Source organism: Gordonia sp. UBA7599 (assembly GCA_002477755.1).
Lineage (GTDB): Bacteria > Actinomycetota > Actinomycetes > Mycobacteriales > Mycobacteriaceae > Gordonia.
Window position 1 is genome coordinate 1 of the sequence record DLKD01000046.1, and the last position, 20,535, is coordinate 20,535.

Genomic DNA, 20,535 nt, shown 5'->3' on the forward strand with positions numbered 1-20,535 from the left:
ACCGAGCTGCGGCGCGACGGCACGGATCGATGCTGCGCGAGGGCCGCCCTCGCGGGCTTGGCGGTCGTAGACCATGCGCACGGCACGCTCACGCAGCTCTGGACTGAACTTCTTGGGCATACTCCGATTCTCCTTGCTGAGACTCGGAACGGAACCCAGGGCGCTTCACGTTGACGGCTCGCCATTTCACTTGTGCGGCTTCGATGAGCTTGTAGGCCATCGCCAGTCCCGCGGCTCGGGAGCCGGGTCCCTTGGTCACCTTGGTCCGTAACCGCACGGTGGCGAAGGTCAACTCGATCGGGTTGGTCGTGCGCAGGTGGGTCCAGTGCTCGGCCGGGTAGTGGTAGAACTCCAGCAGCACATCAGCGTCGTCGACGATCTTGGCGACCGCTTTGGGATACTTCGCCCCGTAGGTCTTCTCGAAGGCGGCGATGGCCTTACGGGCGTAGCCGATGTCCTCGGCGTTGTAGATCTCCTGCATCGCTTTGATCGCATTCGGATGGGCCGACTTGGGCAGTGCGGCAAGCACATTGCCCTGTTTATGAAACCAGCACCGCTGCTCTCGGGTGTCCGGGAACACCTCGCGCAGCGCAGCCCAGAACCCCAGCGCCCCGTCCCCGACGGCCAGGTTCGGGGCCGCCATGCCGCGGCGTCGGCACGACCGCAATAGATCGGCCCATGATTCGGTGGATTCGCGGTACCCATCGGCCAGGGCGACGAGCTCTTTACGGCCGTCGGCACGCACGCCGATCATCACCAGCAGACACAGCTTCTCCTGCTCGAGCCGGACTTTGAGGTGGATGCCGTCGACCCAGAGGTAGACATAATCGCTGGTGATGTCGCGGTCGTCGAAGGCGGCCGCTTCCTTCTGCCACTGGCTGGCCAGTCGAGTGATCGTGGCCGCCGATAACCCCGCACCCGAGCCAAGAAACTGCTCCAGCGCCGGCCCAAAATCTCCCGACGACAACCCGTGCAGGTACAGCAGCGGCAACACCGCGCTGACCTCGGGGCTTTTACGTGCCCAGGCCGGGATGATCCCCGACGAGAACCGTTGGCGTTCACCAGTTTCAGGGTCGACCCGTTTGTCGTTGACCCTTGGTGCCCGCACCGGAACCGCACCGGCGGCGGTCATCACCTCCCGCGGGTTGTGGTAGCCGTTACGCACCACCAGCCGGCGCCCATCCTCATCGTGAATCGCCCCGGCGTGTCCGGAGACTCTGTTCGTTGGGAAGGATGGAGTCATGTCAGGAAGTGGGACGAAGAGGTACCCGGCCGAGATGCGTGAGCGGGCGATCCGGATGGTCGCTGAGATTCGGGCTGAGGATGACTCGGAGTGGGCAGCGATGGGCAAGGTCGCTGAGCTACTCGGGATAGGTACGCCAGAAACGGTCCGCAAGTGGTGTCGTCGGGCCGAGGTCGATGCTGGCCAGCGGCCGGGAACAACGACTGAGGAATCGGCCGAACTCAAGCGACTCAGACGCGAGAACACTGAATTGAAGCGGGCTAACGGGACTGCTGCACGTATAGGTGACATCTGATCTGGCTTGCCCGAGGGTGGGCCTGGAAGGATGACTATCGTGCCTAAGCCTTATCCGCAGGAGTTCCGCGACGATGTGGTCCGGGTAGCCCGAGACCGTGAACCTGGCGTGACACTCGCGCAGGTCGCGAAAGACTTCGGGATCCATGAGATGACCCTGGCCAAGTGGATGCGCCGCGTCGCCATCGACGACGGACACAAGCCTGGAACAACGTCGACCGAATCTGCCGAACTGAGAGAGCTTCGGAAGCGGAATCGGTTGTTGGAGCAGGAGAACGAGGTCCTGCGACGGGCTGCGGCATATCTGTCGCAGGCGAACCTTCCGGGAAAAGGCTCTACCCGCTCGTGAAAGAGCTCGCCGCCGACGGAATCCCCGTCACGGTGACGTGCCGGGTACTCAAGCTCTCCAGACAGCCCTACTACCGGTGGCTCAGGGACGCGGTCACCGCGGCAGACTGGGTCGAAGCGGAGCGGGCGAACGCCCTGTTCGACGCGCATCGTGATGACCCGGAATTCGGGTACCGCTTCCTCGCCGATGAAGCCGAAGCTGCTGGTCAGCCGATGAGCGGGCGGACGGCATGGCGGATCTGCTCGGCCAACCAGTGGTGGTCGAGCTTCGGCAAGAAACGTGGGAAGAACGGTAAGAAGCCGGGCCCGCCTGTGCACGACGACCTGGTCGAACGCGACTTCACCGCCGACACACCGGACCAAGTGTGGCTCACTGATATCACCGAGCATTGGACCGACGAGGGCAAGCTCTACCTCTGCGCGATCAAAGACGCCTGCTCGGGGCGGATCGTCGGCTACAGCATCGACTCCAGGATGAAGTCCCGTCTCGCCGTGACCGCTCTGGACAACGCTGTTGCCCGCCGAGAGGACGATGTTTCGGGTTGTATTGTCCATTCGGACAGGGGCTCTCAATTCCGGTCGCGGAAGTTCGTGTCCGCGCTCAACCGACACGGCCTGGTTGGGTCCATGGGCAGAGTCGGTGCCGCCGGCGACAACGCAGCGATGGAATCGTTCTTCGCGCTCCTCCAGAAGGACGTCCTGGACCGGCACCGCTGGAGCACCCGCGAGCAGTTGCGGATCGCGATCGTCACCTGGATCGAACGGACCTACCACCGACGCCGTCGTCAGGCCCGCCTCGGCCGGTTGACCCCGATCGAATACGAGACGATCATCAACACAGCCGCCTCAGCGGCATGACACCGAAACTGTCACCTGGTCGTGCAGCAGTCCCCCGGCTTTATGTTTGCTTTGCGGGGTGGGGTCGGTGGCGGCGTTGGGTGGGAGGGGTCGTTGGCTTTTGGGGCCACCAGCTTGCGTTGCCGAGGAGTGTGGCGATGGCTGGTACCACGATGGTGCGGACGATGAAGGTGTCGATGAGAAGGCCTACGCCGATGATGAGTCCGACTTGGGTCATGATGCCGATGGAACCGGCGATGAGGCCGAACATGCTGGCGGCGAAGATGAGGCCTGCTGAGGTGATAACTGAGCCGGTGTTGGTGACGGTGCGGAGCACTCCGACTCGGACGTTGTGATGTGATTCTTCGCGCAATCGTGAGACCAGCAGCATGTTGTAGTCGGCGCCGACGGCTACCAGGACGATGAACGCTAATAGGGGCACAGGCCAAGCGATGTCGGTGTGGAGTATGTGCTGAAAGATCAGGACGCCTATGCCCAATGCTGCGGTGTAGTTGAGTACGACGGTGCCGAGTAGGTAGATGGGTGCGACCAGTGAGCGCAGCAGGATGATCAGGATGATGCCGACGATGGCCAGGGTGGCCAGGGCCAGGAGGCGGAAGTCGTTGGTGAGCAGTCGTTGCAGGTCGGCGTTGATAGCGGGGAAGCCGGCGACGGAGACGGTGGAGTCGGTCAGGGTGGTGTTGGGTTTTGCGTCGTTGGCGACGGTGGCGATGGTGCTGGCCAGGCGCATGGCGTCCGCGCTGTAGGGGTCGAAGCTTGTCTGGACGGCGTAGCGCACGGTGTGTCCGTCCGGGGAGATGAATTGGCGCGCAACGTCGGCGAATTGCTGGTCAGCGAAAGCATCTTTGGGTAAGTAGAAGCCGGTGGCCGAGTCCGAGCCGCGGGTTTCGCGCGCGGTGGTCTGTAGTTGGGCGGCGAGCGTGGCCATGCCGGCGAGTTGTTGAAGGTTGCTGTCGACGAGTGCAGATACGCCTTCGGCGAGTGTTCGCGAGCCGGCGGCGAGTTGGGAGACCCCGGTCTGCAGTTGGGCGAGTTTGGTTGGCAGGTCTTGGGCCCCGATGGTTCCCAGCGTGGTCTCGAGGGTGGCGACGGTGGCGTTGAGTTGGTTGGTGACCGCGGTGAGGGGGGTGTCCATCTGCGCGAGCTGGGTGGACAGTGTCGTGATCTGGGTGAAGAACCCGCTGTCGCGGAGTGCGGCGAGATCGCGGGCTTGTTGGCGCAGGGTGCTGCATTGGGGTAGTTGAGTGCACAGCGCTGAGTTATCCAGTAACGGGAGCACTGAGGTGATTGTGGCTATGGCGGCTGATGACTGTTCGGCCAGGGCTGCTAGCTGAGGGGCGTTCTGCGCGGCTTGGTCGAGTTGGGGTGCGGCGGCGGTCAGTGTTTGTAGAAGTGGTTGGTATTGACCTATTTCGGCCCCGATGGTGGTGACTTGGTTAAGAATGCCAGCCAGTGGGGTGAGATTGGTGCGGATCTGTATGTCGAGTTGTTCGAGGCCGTCGGCGAGTTGGTCTGCACCAGAACGCAATTGTTCGAGGTCACCTTTGCGGGCTTGGCCCTCACCCACTGAGCCGGCCACCCGATCGCCGATCTGCCCGTTCTGCCAGGAGAGTTGGGCTTGTTCGAGTTTGGCTCCGGTCGGGCGAGTGACACCGACCACACGGGTGACGCCGGGGATCTGCGCAATCCGAGCTGCCATCTGATCAAGGTCGGCAAGTCCGTTGGTTGTTCTCAGATCGGTGGGCGAATCCACGACGACAAATTCCGCGATGGTGATGTCTTGCGGGAAGTGCCGGTTGAGCAGTGCGTAACCTTCGTTGCTGTCGGTGGTTGTGGGTTGACCGTCTCGGTCGTCGTAGGTGATCTGAATGCCCAGCGCGGTGACGCTCAGGATCGTCAATCCGACGAGGCTGACGGCCAGCAACGGCGCCGGGCGGCGTACGACGAGGACCGCGATGCGGTTCCAGTAGCGCCGCGTGAGGTCTTTGCGCGGGGCACCCCACCCCCATCGCGCAGCCCACAGCAGCACTGGCGGCAACAACGTGACGGTGGCGAGGAATCCGATGAGGATCGCCACTGCGCAGGCGGGGCCGAGGGTGGCGAAGACGCTGAGCTGCCCGAAGACCATGGCTAAGAACGCGAGAGCAACAGTGCTTGCCGACGCAAGGATCACCCGTCCGATGGTGGCGGTGGCATCGATGAGAGCGTCGGACGCGGCGGCGCCTTGGCGCAGCCTTTCGTGGTATCTGCTGATCACAAAGACCGAATAGTCCACACCGGCGCCGAGCAAGATGACGGTCATGAACGCAACGGTGAATTGCGAGACTGGCATGCCCAGTTCGCCTAACGCAGACATGACTCCGCGGGCTACGGCGAGACTGATACCGATGACCAGAAGCGGTAGCAACGCAGTGAACACCGACCGATAGACGATCAGCAAGATTATGGCGATCAGCACGACGGTGGCGATGGTGATGACCACCAGATCCTTTTCAGCGGTGACGATTTGGTCGCTGAAGGTCGCTGTTGGTCCGGTCACGTGGACTGTCGTGCTGGTGCCGGTAAAGACCTCTGCTGCGGTCTCGCGGATCGATTCCACAGCGTGGGCCGCCGTCGGCCCGCCGAGGCTGCCGCTGACCCCGACGGGCAAGTACCAGGCTTTGCCGTCTTCGCTGAGCGCTTGTCGGGCAGTGATCGGGTCGGCGAGCAGGTCGCGTACGGCCTGCACATCATCGCGGTCGGCGCGGAGCCGGACCACGAGGTCGTCATAGCGTTGGCGGGCGGGCTCGGTGAGTCCGGCCGGATCTTCCATTGCCACGAACACCGTGGTCTTCGCGCCCTTTTCGTCGAACGCCTCGCCCATGCGATCGAGCGCCTGAAACGACGGCACGCCCTTAGGAATTGGGTCCACCGATTGCTGGCGCACAACTGTTTCCAACTGGGGAAACAGCACAGCCAACACCACGGCAACAGCCACCCAGACGCCCGCTACCAGCGCTTTGTGCGACAAGACGAAGCGTCCCACCTGCCCCAGCGACCGGCTGTACTCACCGCGACCGGTCGATCGCCGAAGCTTCACCACTGCTCACGCATCCATCGCTGCGTTGGCATCGCACACCCTTCGACAAATGAATCAATCGGTATCACTACGCTACAGCATGTAGCGAAAGGAATGTATTGTTCGGCGACGCGGGACTATCGGATCAGCGGCGGTGGGCGGCGAGAAAGTCGTCGACAAGCTGTTCGCAGTCCGCGCCACTCATCGAGCGAAGGCCGGACAGCCGCGCGAAGACCAGCGGGCCCACGAGCTGGGTGATGGCCACGCCGGGATCGAACTCGTCGAGTTCCTTCTGGGCGGCGGCGCTCTGCAACACCTGATCGAACGGTTCCCGGTACTGCGCGATGACACGAGCGCGCAGCGGCGCGAGGGTGTTCTGCTGCTCCCCGGGCTCCTCCGGCACCATCGCCAGCCACGCCAAGGCGGTCAATTGCAGTGGCGCCTGCTCGATCAACGCAGCCTGAGCACGGACCAACCGCCCCAAACTGTCGCGGATTGGTCCGTGCGCGTCAGGGACGTCGGCGTGGGGCAACAATCGTTCGAACGCCGCAGCCAACAAATCGGTGGTGCCGTCGAAATGCCGGTAAAACGTCGTTCGAGCCACCCGCGACATCCGGGAGACCGCCCCGACCGTGACTGCATCAACCCCGCCGGTCTTCAACAGGGCAGATGCCGCATCAACCAACCGGTTGCGTGAACGAACCAAACGCGGGTCTTTGTCATCCATCACGTCCTTGGACCGAGGACCCGCGCCGCGCCTGGCCGCCATCACCGCACCCACACTCCCATCCCCGAGACTGCTCTCGGGCGCCTGGCGATCTTGGTTCGCACGAAGTGCTACTGATAATAGCGAAAGTCGAGGAGTGTCCGCCGGGCTAGTCGTGCAATTCACCTGTTCGACACCCCGACCCGGCAGGAAGGTCGGCGCCACGGTGCCCGCCTCCGGGGTACCTTCGGCGAAGGGTTGGTAGATCAATTCGGGGCTTGGCGGCAGGGCTGGGGTGGGTACTGCTGAAGGGTGAATCGCCCCGGGTCTGGTGGAGGCTCTGAATCCACGGGAGGATGAGGAGCATGGCAGCACCGAGGAAGTACCCCGACGAGCTTCGGGAGAGAGTCACGAGGATGGCTGTTCAGTCACGGCGCGATCCATCGACGAGGTCGGGCACGTTCCGCCGTGTGGGCGAGCAACTGGGGATCAATCCCGAGACTTTGAGGAACTGGGTTGTGCAGGCCGAGGTCGACGAGGGGCACCGTCCCGGGACCACGACCAGCGAGTCCCAGCGCCTGGTCGAGCTGGAGAAGGAAGTGCGTGAGCTGCGCAGGGCGAACTCGATCCTGAGGTCGGCCTCGGCTTTTTTCGCGGCGGAGCTCGACCGCCCACAGCGTTGATCGTGGAATACATCGACCAGTACAAGCATGAGTTCGGCGTCGAGCCGATCTGTCGGACGCTGACCGCAGCGGGCACGCAGATCGCGCCGAGCACGTACTACGCGTTCAAGACCCGACCACCCTCGAAGCGAGCACTGCGCGACGAGGAACTGCTGATCGAGATCCACCGCGTCCACTCGGCGAACTTTGGCGTCTACGGGGCGAAGAAGGTCCACGCCCAACTGCGTCGCGAAGGCGTCGTCGTCGCGCGCTGCACGGTCGAGCGGCTCATGCGCGTTGCGGGGTTACGAGGGATTAGCCGAGCCAAGGGCCCGCGCACCACGATCTCCGGTCGCGGCCCGGATAGTCGGCCTGACCTGGTCGATCGCGACTTCACTGCAACCGCTCCGAACCAGTTGTGGGTCGCGGACATCACCTACTGCCGCACCTTCGTCGGCTGGGTGTATGCCGCGTTCGTCATCGACGTGTTCTCTCGCCGCGTGGTCGGCTGGCAGCTCTCGAAGTCGCTACGGACCGACCTTGCGCTGGACGCGTTGGAGATGGGCATCTGGACCCGCGATCGCGCAGGCCAGTCGGTCACCGGGCTCACGCACCACAGCGACAAGGGCGTTCAATACGTCGCCATCCGCTACACCGAGCGTCTTGCCGAGGCTGGCGCGGCCGCCTCGGTCGGTTCCACCGGCGACTCATACGACAATGCCCTGGCCGAGGCCTTCAACTCGCTGTTCAAGGCCGAGCTGGTCCGCAACCGCGGGCCCTGGAAGAATATCGACGACCTCGAGATCGCGACCGCGGAATACATCGACTGGTTCAATCACCGGCGATTGCACGGCGAGATCGGCATGATCCCGCCCATCGAGCTCGAGGACACCTATCAGCACAACCACCCGCACCGGTACCCGCCGACGCGGCACTTGCGAGCCTCTGACAAACCCGGGGCGATTCAGTCTTGATCGACCCGCTTGGGTTCGACACCGGAATCCATCTCTGACTCCGCACACCGGAGCACAACGGCCAAGACCTCTGCGACAGCGGGGCCGCTCTGCGCGCTGGCGGGCGGCGAGACGCCCGCCGGGGCGAACGGCAACGTCATCATGCGAATGGCCTCAAGCGTTCCCAGAGGGTCGTAGCCAGCGAACCCCTCGACGAACTGCGTCGCCGCATCATCGATGCGCCGCTCAACCTCCGCTGCAGGGTCGGTCGCTTTCGAGACGTCTGAAAGCAACCCAGCAGTATCGAAGGCGCGCTCCAGCACTACCTGAACGTGTTGGTCGGCGTGCCCGGCTTTAGTAGCGTCCTGGCGGCGCTTCTTGTTCCGCCGTTTTCGGGAGGACTTGGATGCCATCAAAACGGCGCCTTCCCTTTTGCCCACTGCTTGGACCAATCGCCTCGGATGCCGGTGGCGTTGAAGTCACCGAGGTCGGTGGTGGCGAATGGGTTGTCGAGGTAGCGGACCTCGTCGTGCTGGGCGCCACGCGGGTCGACGCGGACGAGAGCGAGGCGGTAACGCGGGGCGGCGTTCTTACCAACCATCACCTCGTTGTGGGTGACGAAGAAGTCGGTCGCTCCTTCGATACGCGCTTTGACCTCGATGCGGTAGGTGTCGCCTTTGGCGTCTGTGGAGAGGATGTCGAAACCGGGATTGTTGAAGGCCTGCTCGACGGGCTTGCGTCCGAGTTCACGTTCACGGGCCATCACCAAGTCGACACCGCGGCGTTCGACCTCTTTGGTCTCCTTCGCGTGGATGGGCGCGGTCGCGGGTAGGTCGGTCTCCAGTATCCCGACGGGGAGCACCAGTGCTGCGGTGACGATGCGTGGTGGCTTGGTCGACATAAGCTGCTGGTGGTCAAGCAGTGCGAGCCTCTTGCGTAGACGGGCGTCGAGTTCGACGGCTTTACGATTCAGGCTCTCCGATGATTCTTTCGGTTTCTCACCGGCGCGTTCCTTTTCCGCCGCGACGGCGGCATCGAGGATGAGGCGGTCGCGTTCACCTTCGAGCCGCTTGATGACCAGGTCACGTGCCTTACTCAACTCCGCGAGGCGCCTCGGCTGAACGTCGTCGAGGTAGTCGGGGAGTTGGTTGGCGATAATCCAGCTCGTGGTTTTGTCTTCAGCACCTGCCAGCCACGGGAGGGTGCGGGCTGTATCGGTGACAGCGTTCTCGGGTGCCGCCACGCAGTCCAGGTAGGGCGCGGGGCCGGCAGGCGTCACGGTGCCGAAGCTGTCGACGTATGCGTAGCCGAAGCGGCGTGCGACGGACTCTCCGGTCGCGTCGGCGACCTCTTCGATCACGCCGACGAGCAGGTGTGTCTCCTCCAGCGTCGAGGAAACCAAGATCGTGCCTCGGTTGAGGGAACCACCGAACTGTCGCACGGACTCGTCCATGACCGCGTCGTGCAGCGGATGATCCGGGGCGAGAAGGTCGGCGCGGCTGAGTTCGTCGGCGTGGACCTTGCCAAGATCGAACGTGACTCGGTCGTACTTGGTTGCGATCGGCCCTGTGCCTGCGGCGCGTATTTGCTGGGGCACGTTCGCGATCTCGTAGCGACCCTGTTCGCGCCTCACGATGCGGCCGCCGAGGCGGGCGAAGGCGGCCTTGAATGCCATCTCGATGTAGTGCGGTTGAAGGCGGCGGGCGCGTGCTTCGTCCATTGCCGCGCGCAGTGCATGCAGGTCGGCCTCGGCCAGGTTCTCCGACGCCAATGCCCGTTCGTCGAGGAGATCCTTGAGTCCATCCCCGACCGACGCGTCGATGACCTCATGCATTTTAGCCTTGACGTCGGGGCGCTCGCCGTGCTGGATGGCATCGAGCAGGAGGTTGCGCAGCGGGGTCTCGGTGAACGCCTCGCCGAGGACGTCGAAGACTTTGCCACCGTATGTCTGACGCATCTGGTCGAGCTTCTCCAGCAGGCGGGTGAAGACTTCACCCTCGCGGGTGTTGGAGGCTACGAGGTTCCAGAGTCGGCAGACCTCTTCTTGGCCGATGCGGTGGATGCGGCCGAAGCGTTGCTCGATGCGGTTGGGGTTCCACGGCAGGTCGTAGTTGACCATCAGGTGCGCGGCCTGAAGGTTAAGCCCCTCTCCAGCGGCGTCGGTTGCGATGAGGATTTGGACGTCGCGGTTCTTGGTGAACTCCTCGGTGATCACGCGCCGCTCACCTCTGCGGACGCCACCGTGGATCGCCTTGACCGAGTCGGGCTTGCCGAGCAAAGAGCCGATCTTGGACTGGAGATAGTCAAGGGTGTCGCGGTGCTCGGTGAAGATGATGAACTTCCGTGGCCAACCGTTCGAATCGGTGACCAGCGCATTGTCCTGGAGGATCGTGGAGAGTTCGGTCCACTTGCGGTCGGTGCCAGCCTCGCGGACCTTCTTGGCGGTCGCAATCAGATCGGCGAGTTCGACAAGTTCTGCGTTGAGCTCCTCGACGGTCTGGGCGGCGGTGGCCGCGTCCATCACGTCTTCCTCAAGCTGCTCCAGTTCTTCGGCGTTGTATTCATCTTCGTCGAAGTCGCCCGAGCCGATGACGTCGTCGGGTTCCTTGTAGGTGCCGTTGAGGATCTCGGTCTTCTTGCGCTCCAGCCGTTCGGTGCGGCGGACGAGGCTCTTGTAGATCGCCTCAGGGCTGGAGGCGAGTCTGCGCTGAAGGACAGTCAGGGCGAATCCGACAGTGTTCTTACGCTTGCCGCCAAGCCTGTCGGCACGGTTCATGCCCTCGCGGACGTAGCGAGTGACGTCCTCGTAGAGGCCCTTCTCCCGCTCGGTCAACTCGTAGGGCACAGTTTCGGCGATGCGTTCAGGGAAGAGCTTCTTACCTTCGAACGTCAGCAGGTCTTCCTTGACCATGCGCCGCATGATTCCGGTGACGTCGACAGACTTCTTCTGCTTGCCCTCGAACCGATCGCGGTCGAGCAAAGTGAGGAAGAGCTGAAAGTCCTCTTCCTTGCCCGAGTGTGGAGTCGCGGTCATCAGCAGGAGGTGGCGGGTAATTTGGCCGAGCAGCTCCCCCAGCAGGAAGCGTTTGGTCTTCTCCAGCTTCCCGCCGAAGTAGTGCGCTCCCATTCTGTGTGCCTCGTCGACGATGATCAGATCCCACTCCGTCTCCTTCAGTTGGGCCTGGAGTGCCTCGTTGCGGGAGAGCTGATCCATGCGTGCGATCACGAGTGGGTTCGTTTCGAAGACGTTGAGGTTGATGTTGGCATCGATGAGCTGGTTGGTCAGCAGGTCGAACCGCAGCCCAAACTTGAAGAACAGTTCGTCCTGCCACTGCTCGACCAGTCCACCGGGAGCGATGATCAGGCACTGCTTGACGTCGTCGCGGAGCAGCAGCTCCTTGATGTAGAGGCCGGCCATGATCGTCTTGCCGGCACCGGGGTCGTCGGCGAGAAGGAACCGAAGCGGGGTCCGCGGTAGGAGTTCGCCGTACACCGCGCGAATCTGGTGCGGCAGCGGCTGCACGTCGCTCGTGGCGACGGCCAGCATTGGATCGAAAAGGCCGGCCAGCGAGATACGTTGGGCCTCGGCGACGAGCTTGAAGTCGCTGGCGGTGGCGTCAAACGCGCGGCTACCGCTGGTGGCGACGCTGAGGTTGTCCTGGTCCTTGCGGAACACAACCTGTTGGCCAAGTCCACCTGAGCCGTTCTGGTAAGTGAGTGCGAGTGCGTCCGTGCCATGCCATTGAGCAGCGATGACAGTGATCACCTCTGCGGGAATGAGACCCTCGACTCGCAGACCGGGCTTCAACTCTTCAAGCTGCACGCGTGGACCTCCTCATTGCCAGCCCTCGAACGCTACCCGCCGATACTGACAGGTTCGCCATCGCCAGGAATTCAACGAGACCAAGCCGAGTGGCATTGCCAGGCCTTCGAACGCTTGCTGAGAAGCTGTCGAAGACTTCGCTGAGGTGCCGCCCGACGCCCGTCACCTCGAGTTCCCATCGGCGAGTTCGCGCAATGCTCGCCCCAACTCCTCCGGAAGCGTGTCACGAAACACCCGATAAGCCGCCTTCGATTGTCGGGTCACCGGCGGCGGCCACGCCGGGCTGGTGTCCAACCCCCCCTGAGCAACCTCGCACCACATCCATGTCACCGCGTACGGGAGTGCGGCCGCGCGCCTCCTCGGACTCGCCGACCGCGCCCAATCGGTGAACCACGTGTCGGGCGTACTCGCGAGCTCGATGACTCGTCGCTCGAGCGCCCGAAAATCCCGTCGACGCGATAGTTCCCTCGCTGCCGCGCTGGCGGCTGCCGCGATCTCTGAAGGACTCGCGGCCAGTCGCGTGCTCGCCGCTCGCGATGTCCGTCTGCCAATGTCCGGGTCGAGTTCGATACTCGCTGCAGCAGTGGACCACGTCGACCCTGGCCGTTGTGCGCGCGCAATACACAGGGAGGCGTACAGCCGCCCCGTGCTTTCCTGCGTTGTCAGCATCCCAGCGAAATGACGACGGTAGGTGTGCTCATCGAGGAGTTGAGGGATCGCAGACAGCGGCAGATCGATCAACGCGTCGTGATGATCGATCTGCAGGCCGACATGGCGGCGGGCTGAAAGCACCTGGACCACCAGCCAGCTCAACACCGGACTCTTTGCCGCGCGATTGACGATCCATCCTCTCGGGCCGCCCGGGACGTCCGGGATCAGATCGAACCACTCGGCCAACCGTGCGACGGCGTCCGCACTCTCCGGACTGGACAGAATCCCATCCGCCTCCGCCAGTGCTTCACCGCGGGTGACTGCACTTGTCGGCGGCTGAATACCCCACCGAGGCCCTCGAAGCTCAGTTGTGCGACCAGCGGCTTCGGCTTGGAGATCTCCGGCCCATTCGACGAAACCCCTTGCGCGAGACCGGAATGCGAGGTGAAGTAGAAGAGTGGTTAAGTTTCGGACTTCTGCGAGGTACGCGGGGGGCGCGAGAGCGCCATCGAGAACGCTCGTTTCTTCGCCTTGGATAGCGGCCGTAACCCGTGTTGCGGTCCGAATTGCACCTTCGGATGCAGCCGTCGGTTTCTCTCTCAGGATGGAGTGTCGGCAGGGAGCCGAGAATCCGAGCGGATTCCCGCACGGCTGGTGTTCATCGAGCCGAGGACGCAGCGGACTGTGGTGTCGCGTTCGAAAGCGCCGGCTACATCTTGAACACTCAGCGACCAGGTAGACGCCGTGGTCGGGACACACTGTCGACACCGGTAGCTTCCACGACAGCTGCCAGATTCCGTCGTGCGATAGGCAGAGTGGGCATAGTTGCGTCCCATGCTGCGGGAACCACCCCTGGCAAACGATGGCGCGGTAGCTCGCCCGATCGAGCGGGTCGAAGCCGTCGAGGTTGAGTGGCGCGCCTCCGTCGTAACGCAACAAGGTCGAATTCTCGACGGCCGATGCCCCCAGCCCAGTGAGATCCACTATTCGGCCGACGAGCTCATCGCTAGGCCGGACCAGCATGAAAGCCGTCGAGACCGACGATCCGTCCCGGTTCTCCTTGAGCATGCGGACAAGACTCTTGGTCGTCAGATCGTTCACAAGTGCAATCCGCTCGAGGTACGAATCAAGCGACTCGCGTGGATCGATTGCAACTCGAGCGGGGAGCATTAGCTCAGAGGCTCCATCGCCGTCGCGGTTTGGTAGCGCCCGCAGTGGGCGAGCGACTGGAAGTCACGCGCCCACACGAGTCCGGTCCTCTTCTGAGACTCGGTCCGAATCCACCACACCGAAGTCTCCACTCCCAACCTGACGCACAAGATCTTCGTCGGCGACGCAGATCGCTTCGGCGGCACTGCGGAGGATGAGACGGCCTTCGGGGTTGAGCGCAGCGTCAAATGCTTTCAGGTGTTCGGCGTCTGGCCATGTACGCGGGCTATCACAGGTTGCATCGAACCACATCCAAGATGCGGCGAGCCGGGCGCAGCCATCGAAGTTCCGGGCGGCTGCGGGCAGGGTGCCGACCAGGTCCGGCGGGGCGGCTTCAATCCGTCTTAACGCGTCGCGGCGCTCACGGTAGTTGACGAGCTCGTCGAGGCATAGAGCTCGCGCCAGATTCATCGCATGGGCAATGTCGCTCTCGCGGTGGAAGATCGGAGTCCATTTCGGCCACGCCCCTATGCAAATCGAGTAGCTACCAGCTTTCGTCAGACGGTAGGTCGGCTCGTCGGCAAGGCTCCAATGATCGCGCAACCGAACACATTGACTGAGAAGTAGCGCGACTCTGGAACGCCACAACCACTGGGCGGGGTCGAGCACGAACGGTTCGCCTTCTTGCCGGTAGATCCCTGGGATGTGGTCAAGCGTCAATTGCGTATGGCCAAGCGCCAGCCGCATCAGATCTTCGCCGCGTGGATGGCGGACTGAGCTCTTCGGTAACCGCATGGTCTTGACAGTCTTCGCGCCTGTGCGGAGTACCCGTCGAGTGAAGACCTGCGAATCGGGTATTTCAGAATTCTCTGGTCGGACAGGAGTGGGACGTGGATGTGGAGATACTCGTGGTGTCAGCCACGTTCGCTGTTCTTCCCAGGCCATTGCGATGGCCAGTGCACGAACGGCAGGAGATCGCGGTAGCTCTTCCTCGGACTCGTGACTCGTCGCAAGATCTGCCGTCGCAGTGGTCACCAACTGAGCATCAGCTGGGATCCAGTGTGCAGATCCTCGACTGAGCCGACGAGCCACCGAGGGTAGTTCCGCACGGAGACACTCAAGTCGGTCGAGTGCATCGAAGTCAGTCGTAGATCTGTGTGCAGCGGACGAGACCTCCTTGCAGACCGACAGAATCCGATTGGGAACTCTGGTCAACTGCGCAGTGCCACTACCGGGCATCCCGATGAGGTGCCCGCAGTAGAAGCAGACCGGAGACAGAGCCAAAGCCCACTCTCGCCGTGCCACTCCGTTTGGGGCGCAACGGCAATGCTGACCCCACTCACTTGCCAGCCAGCCTTCCTTCGCGAGCACTCGACTATGGCAGTCATCAAGGGTCATCGCCGAAATGCGCGAGAATGGCTGGCGCGTCAGCGTGGCCAGGTGCCGCAGAATCGGCTCGTAGTCAGACGCTGATCGCGATAACTGACTTCGACCAAGGATCTTGGTGACGGTGGTGCAATTCGCCGTCGCCGCGCGCAATACGAAGGACTCCAGCGATTCATCGTCGGCTGGAATCGGTCGAGCAGGCAGATAGCCGATACGAGGCTCTCGCATGGATAGCCCCCTTCCGTTGTCTGCCGGTGACATCACACCCTGCTCTGCTTGCTGCGGCGCCGAAGATCGATTTCCGCCTCTGCTGCGTGCGCTCGTTTACTGAGGCGGACTTCCTTCAGGTGTTCTGGGTTGATCGTGTGCGTGCCGTCGGCGATCGCTGCAAGTGTCGCAATGCGGAGGAGGCGTGTCGCGTCACCGACGTAGCCCTGAGATCGCTTCCAGATGGGCCCCGCGAGCTGTGAAGTGAGAAGCCCTTCGCTTGCCCGAGGGAGATGCGGAAGGAGATAACCTTCCAGCCCGTAGAGCAGTTGCTGCCACGCGTGTTGCTCCTCCGAAGTCTCGATTCCGTAAGGACTGAAGCTCATTGGCTGGAGGCGGCCGATAAGCTGGGCATCGCTCATGGCTTCACTGGATTCGAGGTCTGTCCCAACCAGAATTAAGCTGGCGTTGAATTCGCCGAGCTCGGTGTTCATGTACTTCACGTGATCGAGGACCTCCCGGCCGCCCTTCCAGTTGGTACGCAGTAGATGGAAGTCGTCGATGAGAAGGGTGCGCACGCCGTGGCGTGCCAATGCCCTGACCGCGGCGGTTGACGTCTGGTGGGCGGCGCCGCTGGCGGATAAGCGGAAGAAGTCAAGGACTTGGGAGTTGAATCCTTTGACCATCGAGCCAGATTGCAGGTTGACCCAAACGACGGGGCATAGGTCTGCGTCGATCGTTGGCTGAGGGTTCCACGTGGGCAGTTCTGCAGGGCCTTTCGGTGCGCCTACGATCCATTCCACGTATTTCCTTGTGGCCCAGCGGCGGACCGCCGTGCTCTTCCCGAGCGTGCTTGCGCCTGTGACCGACGCTATTGCCTTCGCACCGGGGCCCGTTTCAGAATTCTCCTGCACGATCTCAGTGAGTCGGTCTGCGACTGCGCGGGTCTCGGCCGTTTCGACGTAGAGTCCATTCATCCATTGACGCAGCGCATCGACCGCCCGCGAGCGGTCCTCGGATGTCATCCTGTCCCAACCAGCCGACGTGTACAGAGGTGGTTCTGGCAACTCCGTTTTGGTGCAAGCCAAATGCCAAGCGAGAGAGTCCATCAGGAGTCGGCCCGCATCGTCGGCCACGGGACGTCGAGGATGTCCAAGGGAACGTCGTCCTGGGGTGAATCGGTATGGGGCGTCTTGGTGCGTGCTTCGTTGCCGCCCGACTGAGTGGCTTCGTCGCGGGTTGCACCTTGGGCTGCCTGAGCTTCTTCGTGGTCTTTGCGCGATTGTTCAACTCTGCGGTGCGCGGCTGACAGTTTGGCAGTCCAGTCAGTTGGAACGGGCCCAGAGGTGAGTTCCGTGAGCTCGTCGAGGATCTGCCGCTGCGCTGAGCCCCGACTCAGAATGTGGTTGCCGCCGCGTTCGCGGACGCGCCGCCTAACAGCCTGAACGATCGTATCGGTCATCGGCGCGTCAGTGAAGAAAGATCCTCGCCACGCAACGGGGCGTACACGGCCGGTCTCGGGGTGCGGGAACCAGATGCTCGACAAGTCGTGCGGGTCGACAAGAAAGGGAACCTTGTTGTCGTCGTCCCTGAACTGGCCCCGTGCGACATTCCGAAAATCATCGAGCAGCTTGCCGTCGTAGACCATCTCAGCAAACTCGACACCTGCGACTCCGACTGTGCCCCACTTGACCGGAAGCATCTGATAGATCATGTCTGCACGCTGCGGTACGTCGATACGGCCGGTGACGTCGAGCATGATGTCCCAGAGCTCCAAAGGACTGGTGCGAGCGGTGGGCTCACCACCGATAACCAAGCCTGTGTGCCACGACCGGTGGTAGTCCAAGGCGACGAATCGCCGAAGGTGTTCTTCCAGTTCGGCGGCCGTGACCAATGCCTCCTCGGCGACCAATCGACCGCGCTCCGAGGTATTGCGACCTTTGTAGCCGGGGAGCTGTTGAACGGCCCGTTGTAGCGTCTCGTGCCAGCGTTCAACGTGGGGGTTGTCCGTTGGCTTCTTCCCGCGACTGAGCAACAAGTCAATCCCGAAGTCGCGCAGAATCGCGCGGAAGTGATCGGACACGAAGATCGAACCGTGGTCGGCGCGGATCGCGTCCGGCATGACGCCAGGGATGTGGTGCTCTCCTTGAAGCGTAGTGAAATCGGGTGCAACACTTCTGCGCCCAACGTTGACCGCGACATCAGAAGCGTCGACGACTTGGGGCAAACCGGCCCAGCGCCAGTGACTGATGGTGGTGCCCTCCACCATCATCGAGAACGGGCGGCAGATGTCGTAGAGAAGTAGCCCGGCATCGATTCCATCGGCGCTCTTCGGCACCACGCGCAGTGCGAGGACCACTCTGGTGGCGACGTCGATTGCAGTGAGGATTTCGACGCTGAAGGGTCGCCCGAGAAGCGGGTCGTATACGAGGTTGTCCGCCCTCGTGGCGTCGATGGCGACTATTTGCCCAGGCCTGATTGCGGGGAAGTGCTCTTTGCCCGACACGCGCTGTAGCGACCGGCTTCTCTGGGTGCGGGTTGTTGCGCCCGCGCCCCGTTTGAGGTGCGCGAGATACTCTGCCGTCAGACGCTGCGGCGTGGAGACATCCACGTGCCCTGCACGCTTGAGCTCAACCTTGATCCGCCGATCAAGCTCGCTGATGTTGGCGTCCGCCCGATCTCCGTCCAGGGTGGCGAAGACCAACTCAGCAACAGTCCGATAGCGCTCATCGATTCGCTCCCACGTCTGTTCGCGACGCAGGGATCTGGCATCGAGGAGCCCGAGTAGTCCGTCGCGTTTCCATGCACGCACCCAGTTGCGGATGGTGCTGTCGACCGGAGCCGATCGCTTGATCTCACCGTTCGCGATGCGGCGTTGTAGGGCACGATCTCCCACAGCTTCTTGCTGCAACGCGACCGCCATCGCGCGACAGCGCGCCGCCTCGGAGACGCCGAAGCCTTCGCCGAAGGGTGGGCGCGGTTCGCCATCGCGCGCGAGTTCGGCGTGACCGTCCCGGTAGCCGGTCAGTATCTCATGCACGATTTCAAGTTTGTCGAGGGCGGCTCGGCGCGTTTCCTCAGACAGGCCATCCCAGTACGGGCGGAGCGCCGGTCTGATTGGCGCTACATCGCCATCGACCACGACTCGCACCTCTGCGAGTTCGGGCCAATCGACGTGCAAGGAATCGCCGACGCTGGTGCGGAGGTCTACGCCGGCCGCTGATACCGCTGTCACCAGACCGGTTCCCCACTCAGTCAGAAGTCGGCCACCGACCTCAACCACTGTGCGACTTGTGTCCACTACGCCACCAGTCCCGCGCGCACTGGCGTTTCCATCGTCAATCGCTTCGAGAGGTTGGTATCCAGCTCACCGGACCAGACCATGTGCCAGACCACGGCGATGGCCTCCCCGTTTCCGGTATCCAGACGAAATAGGGAGCCCAGAGTCGCGGCGTCGTTACTTGCTTCCTTCCCGATCTCGCCAGCCACCTGGTCATACCAGGAAGGCCTTCGGCGGTAGCCGTGCAGCCACAGAAGGTTTAGGCGTTCTACGCGGTCGAGTCCGTTGAATACCTCGTGACGCCATCCCACATTCGCGCAGGCGGCCTCGACCATTGCGACCTGAAGCTTGAATTTGTCGTCCATCTTGTGCGGCAGGCGTGCATTCCAGAGCGTTACCGCCCCGGTGTCGTCAAGGCTGAGTAAGTCGGGCGTGTTTTTCGCCGAGGACGATCCGCCCCGCTTCAGCTGACACGGTTGCGGTATCAGCGCGACGATATCGTTGAGCCGGTCCAGGCGTCGCAAGAGGTCATGCTCGAGGCCCGACTCGAGTTCTAGGTGGTCGCGCATGGTCAGTGAATACGCAGTGACAGGTATGTGCCGGTGACGTTCCGAGGATCGAGGCTTGCGAATCGGAACTACACGTGCGAGATCCGGCGGACCGTCGGACCGCCAGTTCAACACGCGGGACACCTTGTCGCCAGCGAATCGGAACCGCCACGTCACCGCCGCGCGGGAACTCTCGGTCAAGTGACACCTCCGCTTCCGCAGGAATTAGCACCAAATCTAGCAAGAAATCGAGGTCGAAGGGCTACTAAGGGAGCAAGTCGACAATCGGTCAGCGAGGCATTTCGGGTGATAGGCCGACGTCTCCTTCGCCCCATCAGCGGTCCGTGTCGGAAGGCTGCGATAGGTTGCTCCCATGGCCAAAGGCAATCAGGTCGCTCCGTCGACGAAGTTCGAGCAGACGCTGCAGGCATCGGCTCAGCTGCCGGGTGTGCAGATCAACCGGGAGGCCTTCCTCCGCAGAGAGCTGAAGCGATACTGCACCGACGAGCAGATCAAACTCGCTATCGCCACAACACCGGCCGAAGCAGGCGTAACACCTCAAGTGATCGACAAGATCGCCAACAGCGTGATCAAGTTCGAGACCGGCAAGGTGACGACACTTTCCACGGCAGCCGGCATCCCTGGAGGCCTCGCAGCGATCGGCACGGTCCCGGCTGATATCGCGCAGTACTATGGGCACCTTCTTCGCGTCGTCCAGAAGCTCGCCTACATCTACAGCTGGCCGGAGCTCTTCGACGACAGCGCCGACGGAATGGACTCCGCGACCGAAAGCATGCTCACGCTGTTCATCGGCGTGATGTTTGGCGTGAACGCGGCCCAGGCCGGCGTGGCGCAAGTCTCGAAGTTGATCGCAAGTGAAGTGGCCAGGAAGCTGCCGCAGAAGGCTCTCACCAAGGGTGCGATATATCCGGTGGTCAAGAAGGTTGCAGGGCTCCTGGGCATTCAGATGACCAAGCAGGTCTTCGCCAAGAGCGCAGCCAAGGTCGTGCCGCTGGTAGGCGCGGTTGTCTCGGGAAGCCTGACCTTCGTCACGTTCATGCCGATGTCGAAGCGGCTCCAGAAGCACCTCGCAACCCTTCCGCTGACCAAGCCCGGTCACGGAGTCACCGAGCAAGCGTCGAATCCGCCGAGCACATCCCCAAAACCAGCACCAACGTCATCTGCGAATTAGACGAGCTCATCCCACAAGCCAATCGCCGATAGCCTGCCGCCAGCCGCCGGTCACTTCAGCCCCTTCGTCGCCCGGTTTCACCCGCGCACTCGGCGATTTCCAGGAATAGATTCCCCGGCAAAATTAGCAGGAAATCATACCGAAACGCGGGCTACGGGCAACGCTCGCCTGACCATG

At 62.7% G+C, this 20,535-nt stretch carries 13 protein-coding genes, 4 pseudogenes and 1 other annotated feature; of the genes and pseudogenes, 5 read left to right on the forward strand and 12 right to left on the reverse strand.

Annotated elements, in window-relative coordinates; translation table 11 throughout:
• Positions 1 to 169 precede the first annotated feature (169 nt).
• Positions 170 to 1,216: pseudogene (locus tag B4L26_RS06170) on the reverse strand (IS256 family transposase); the annotation flags it as partial.
• A gap of 25 nt (positions 1,217 to 1,241) precedes the next feature.
• Here B4L26_RS06170 and B4L26_RS06175 point away from each other — a divergent pair.
• Together B4L26_RS06175 and B4L26_RS06180 are read left to right on the forward strand one after the other, a co-directional pair.
• Positions 1,242 to 1,508 (forward strand): annotated as a pseudogene (locus tag B4L26_RS06175) (transposase); the annotation flags it as partial.
• Positions 1,509 to 1,577: 69 nt separating this feature from the next.
• A protein-coding gene (locus B4L26_RS06180; RefSeq protein WP_371308121.1) for an IS3 family transposase occupies positions 1,578 to 2,743 on the forward strand; the annotation gives its coding sequence in 2 pieces (ribosomal slippage) (positions 1,578 to 1,862 and positions 1,865 to 2,743; 1,164 coding nt in all).
• 40 nt (positions 2,744 to 2,783) lie between these two features.
• Here B4L26_RS06180 and B4L26_RS06185 read toward each other — a convergent pair.
• Both B4L26_RS06185 and B4L26_RS06190 read right to left on the reverse strand, forming a co-directional pair.
• Complete coding sequence (locus B4L26_RS06185; RefSeq protein ID WP_006896682.1) at positions 2,784 to 5,825, reverse strand: RND family transporter; 3,042 nt, start codon at positions 5,823 to 5,825, stop codon at positions 2,784 to 2,786.
• Positions 5,826 to 5,946: 121 nt separating this feature from the next.
• A complete protein-coding gene (locus B4L26_RS06190; protein WP_290717192.1) occupies positions 5,947 to 6,570 on the reverse strand; it encodes a TetR/AcrR family transcriptional regulator in 624 nt (207 codons plus the stop codon).
• A gap of 302 nt (positions 6,571 to 6,872) precedes the next feature.
• Between B4L26_RS06190 and B4L26_RS06195 the strand changes: the two genes are divergently transcribed.
• Positions 6,873 to 8,143 (forward strand): IS3 family transposase gene (locus tag B4L26_RS06195; protein WP_290717124.1). Its coding sequence is split into 2 segments (ribosomal slippage): positions 6,873 to 7,158 and positions 7,158 to 8,143, totalling 1,272 coding nucleotides; the frame shifts between segments, so codons are not numbered across the junction.
• Positions 7,151 to 7,279 (forward strand) — a sequence feature (AL1L pseudoknot). It overlaps the preceding gene by 129 nt.
• On the opposite strand, the gene B4L26_RS06200 is transcribed toward B4L26_RS06195, so the two are convergent.
• From B4L26_RS06200 to B4L26_RS06235, 8 genes and pseudogenes are all read right to left on the reverse strand, one after another.
• Entirely contained in the window at positions 8,134 to 8,535 is a 402-nt protein-coding gene (locus B4L26_RS06200; protein WP_006896686.1) for a hypothetical protein, read from the reverse strand. The two genes, B4L26_RS06195 and B4L26_RS06200, sit on opposite strands and share 10 nt — an antisense overlap.
• Positions 8,535 to 11,945, reverse strand: a complete 3,411-nt coding sequence (locus B4L26_RS06205; protein WP_006896687.1) for a helicase-related protein — start codon at positions 11,943 to 11,945, stop codon at positions 8,535 to 8,537. Before B4L26_RS06205 ends, B4L26_RS06200 begins: the two co-directional genes overlap by 1 nt.
• Positions 11,946 to 12,107: 162 nt before the next feature.
• Positions 12,108 to 12,842 carry a hypothetical protein gene (locus B4L26_RS06210; protein WP_290717203.1) on the reverse strand — a complete coding sequence of 245 codons (735 nt, stop codon included), beginning with the start codon at positions 12,840 to 12,842 and terminating at the stop codon, positions 12,108 to 12,110.
• Between the two features lie 546 nt (positions 12,843 to 13,388).
• A pseudogene (locus B4L26_RS06215) lies at positions 13,389 to 13,766 on the reverse strand (TniQ family protein); the annotation flags it as partial.
• Positions 13,767 to 13,829: 63 nt separating this feature from the next.
• On the reverse strand, positions 13,830 to 14,540 hold the full coding sequence (locus B4L26_RS06220; protein ID WP_223291355.1) for a hypothetical protein: 711 nt from the start codon (positions 14,538 to 14,540) through the stop codon (positions 13,830 to 13,832).
• Between the two features lie 480 nt (positions 14,541 to 15,020).
• Positions 15,021 to 15,392: pseudogene (locus B4L26_RS06225) on the reverse strand (TniQ family protein); the annotation flags it as partial.
• Complete coding sequence (locus B4L26_RS06230) at positions 15,392 to 16,363, reverse strand: TniB family NTP-binding protein (protein ID WP_223259049.1); 972 nt, start codon at positions 16,361 to 16,363, stop codon at positions 15,392 to 15,394. The pseudogene B4L26_RS06225 and the gene B4L26_RS06230, both read right to left, overlap by 1 nt.
• Before the next feature lie 83 nt (positions 16,364 to 16,446).
• Positions 16,447 to 18,261, reverse strand: a complete 1,815-nt coding sequence (locus tag B4L26_RS06235) for a DDE-type integrase/transposase/recombinase (protein ID WP_020173033.1) — start codon at positions 18,259 to 18,261, stop codon at positions 16,447 to 16,449.
• Between the two features lie 111 nt (positions 18,262 to 18,372).
• Here B4L26_RS06235 and B4L26_RS06240 point away from each other — a divergent pair, with 111 nt between their 5' ends.
• Positions 18,373 to 18,561 (forward strand): hypothetical protein, encoded by a 189-nt coding sequence (locus B4L26_RS06240; protein WP_290717133.1) that lies wholly within the window; start codon positions 18,373 to 18,375, stop codon positions 18,559 to 18,561.
• A gap of 77 nt (positions 18,562 to 18,638) precedes the next feature.
• On the opposite strand, the gene B4L26_RS06245 is transcribed toward B4L26_RS06240, so the two are convergent.
• On the reverse strand, positions 18,639 to 19,343 hold the full coding sequence (locus B4L26_RS06245; RefSeq protein WP_306302654.1) for a TnsA-like heteromeric transposase endonuclease subunit: 705 nt from the start codon (positions 19,341 to 19,343) through the stop codon (positions 18,639 to 18,641).
• A gap of 196 nt (positions 19,344 to 19,539) precedes the next feature.
• Here B4L26_RS06245 and B4L26_RS06250 point away from each other — a divergent pair, with 196 nt between their 5' ends.
• A complete protein-coding gene (locus tag B4L26_RS06250; RefSeq protein WP_006896694.1) occupies positions 19,540 to 20,358 on the forward strand; it encodes a hypothetical protein in 819 nt (272 codons plus the stop codon).
• The last annotated feature ends 177 nt before the right edge of the window (positions 20,359 to 20,535 follow it).

Bases quoted from the DNA above. Each gene is read 5' to 3' on its own strand.
- B4L26_RS06240 (WP_290717133.1), top strand. From the start codon at position 18,373: ATGCACGATTTCAAGTTTGTCGAGGGCGGCTCGGCGCGTTTCCTCAGA.
- B4L26_RS06220 (WP_223291355.1), bottom strand. From the start codon at position 14,540: ATGCGGTTACCGAAGAGCTCAGTCCGCCATCCACGCGGCGAAGATCTG.
- B4L26_RS06250 (WP_006896694.1), top strand. From the start codon at position 19,540: ATGGCCAAAGGCAATCAGGTCGCTCCGTCGACGAAGTTCGAGCAGACG.
- B4L26_RS06190 (WP_290717192.1), bottom strand. From the start codon at position 6,570: ATGGCGGCCAGGCGCGGCGCGGGTCCTCGGTCCAAGGACGTGATGGAT.
- B4L26_RS06235 (WP_020173033.1), bottom strand. From the start codon at position 18,261: ATGGCGGTCGCGTTGCAGCAAGAAGCTGTGGGAGATCGTGCCCTACAA.
- B4L26_RS06200 (WP_006896686.1), bottom strand. From the start codon at position 8,535: ATGGCATCCAAGTCCTCCCGAAAACGGCGGAACAAGAAGCGCCGCCAG.
- B4L26_RS06230 (WP_223259049.1), bottom strand. From the start codon at position 16,363: ATGACATCCGAGGACCGCTCGCGGGCGGTCGATGCGCTGCGTCAATGG.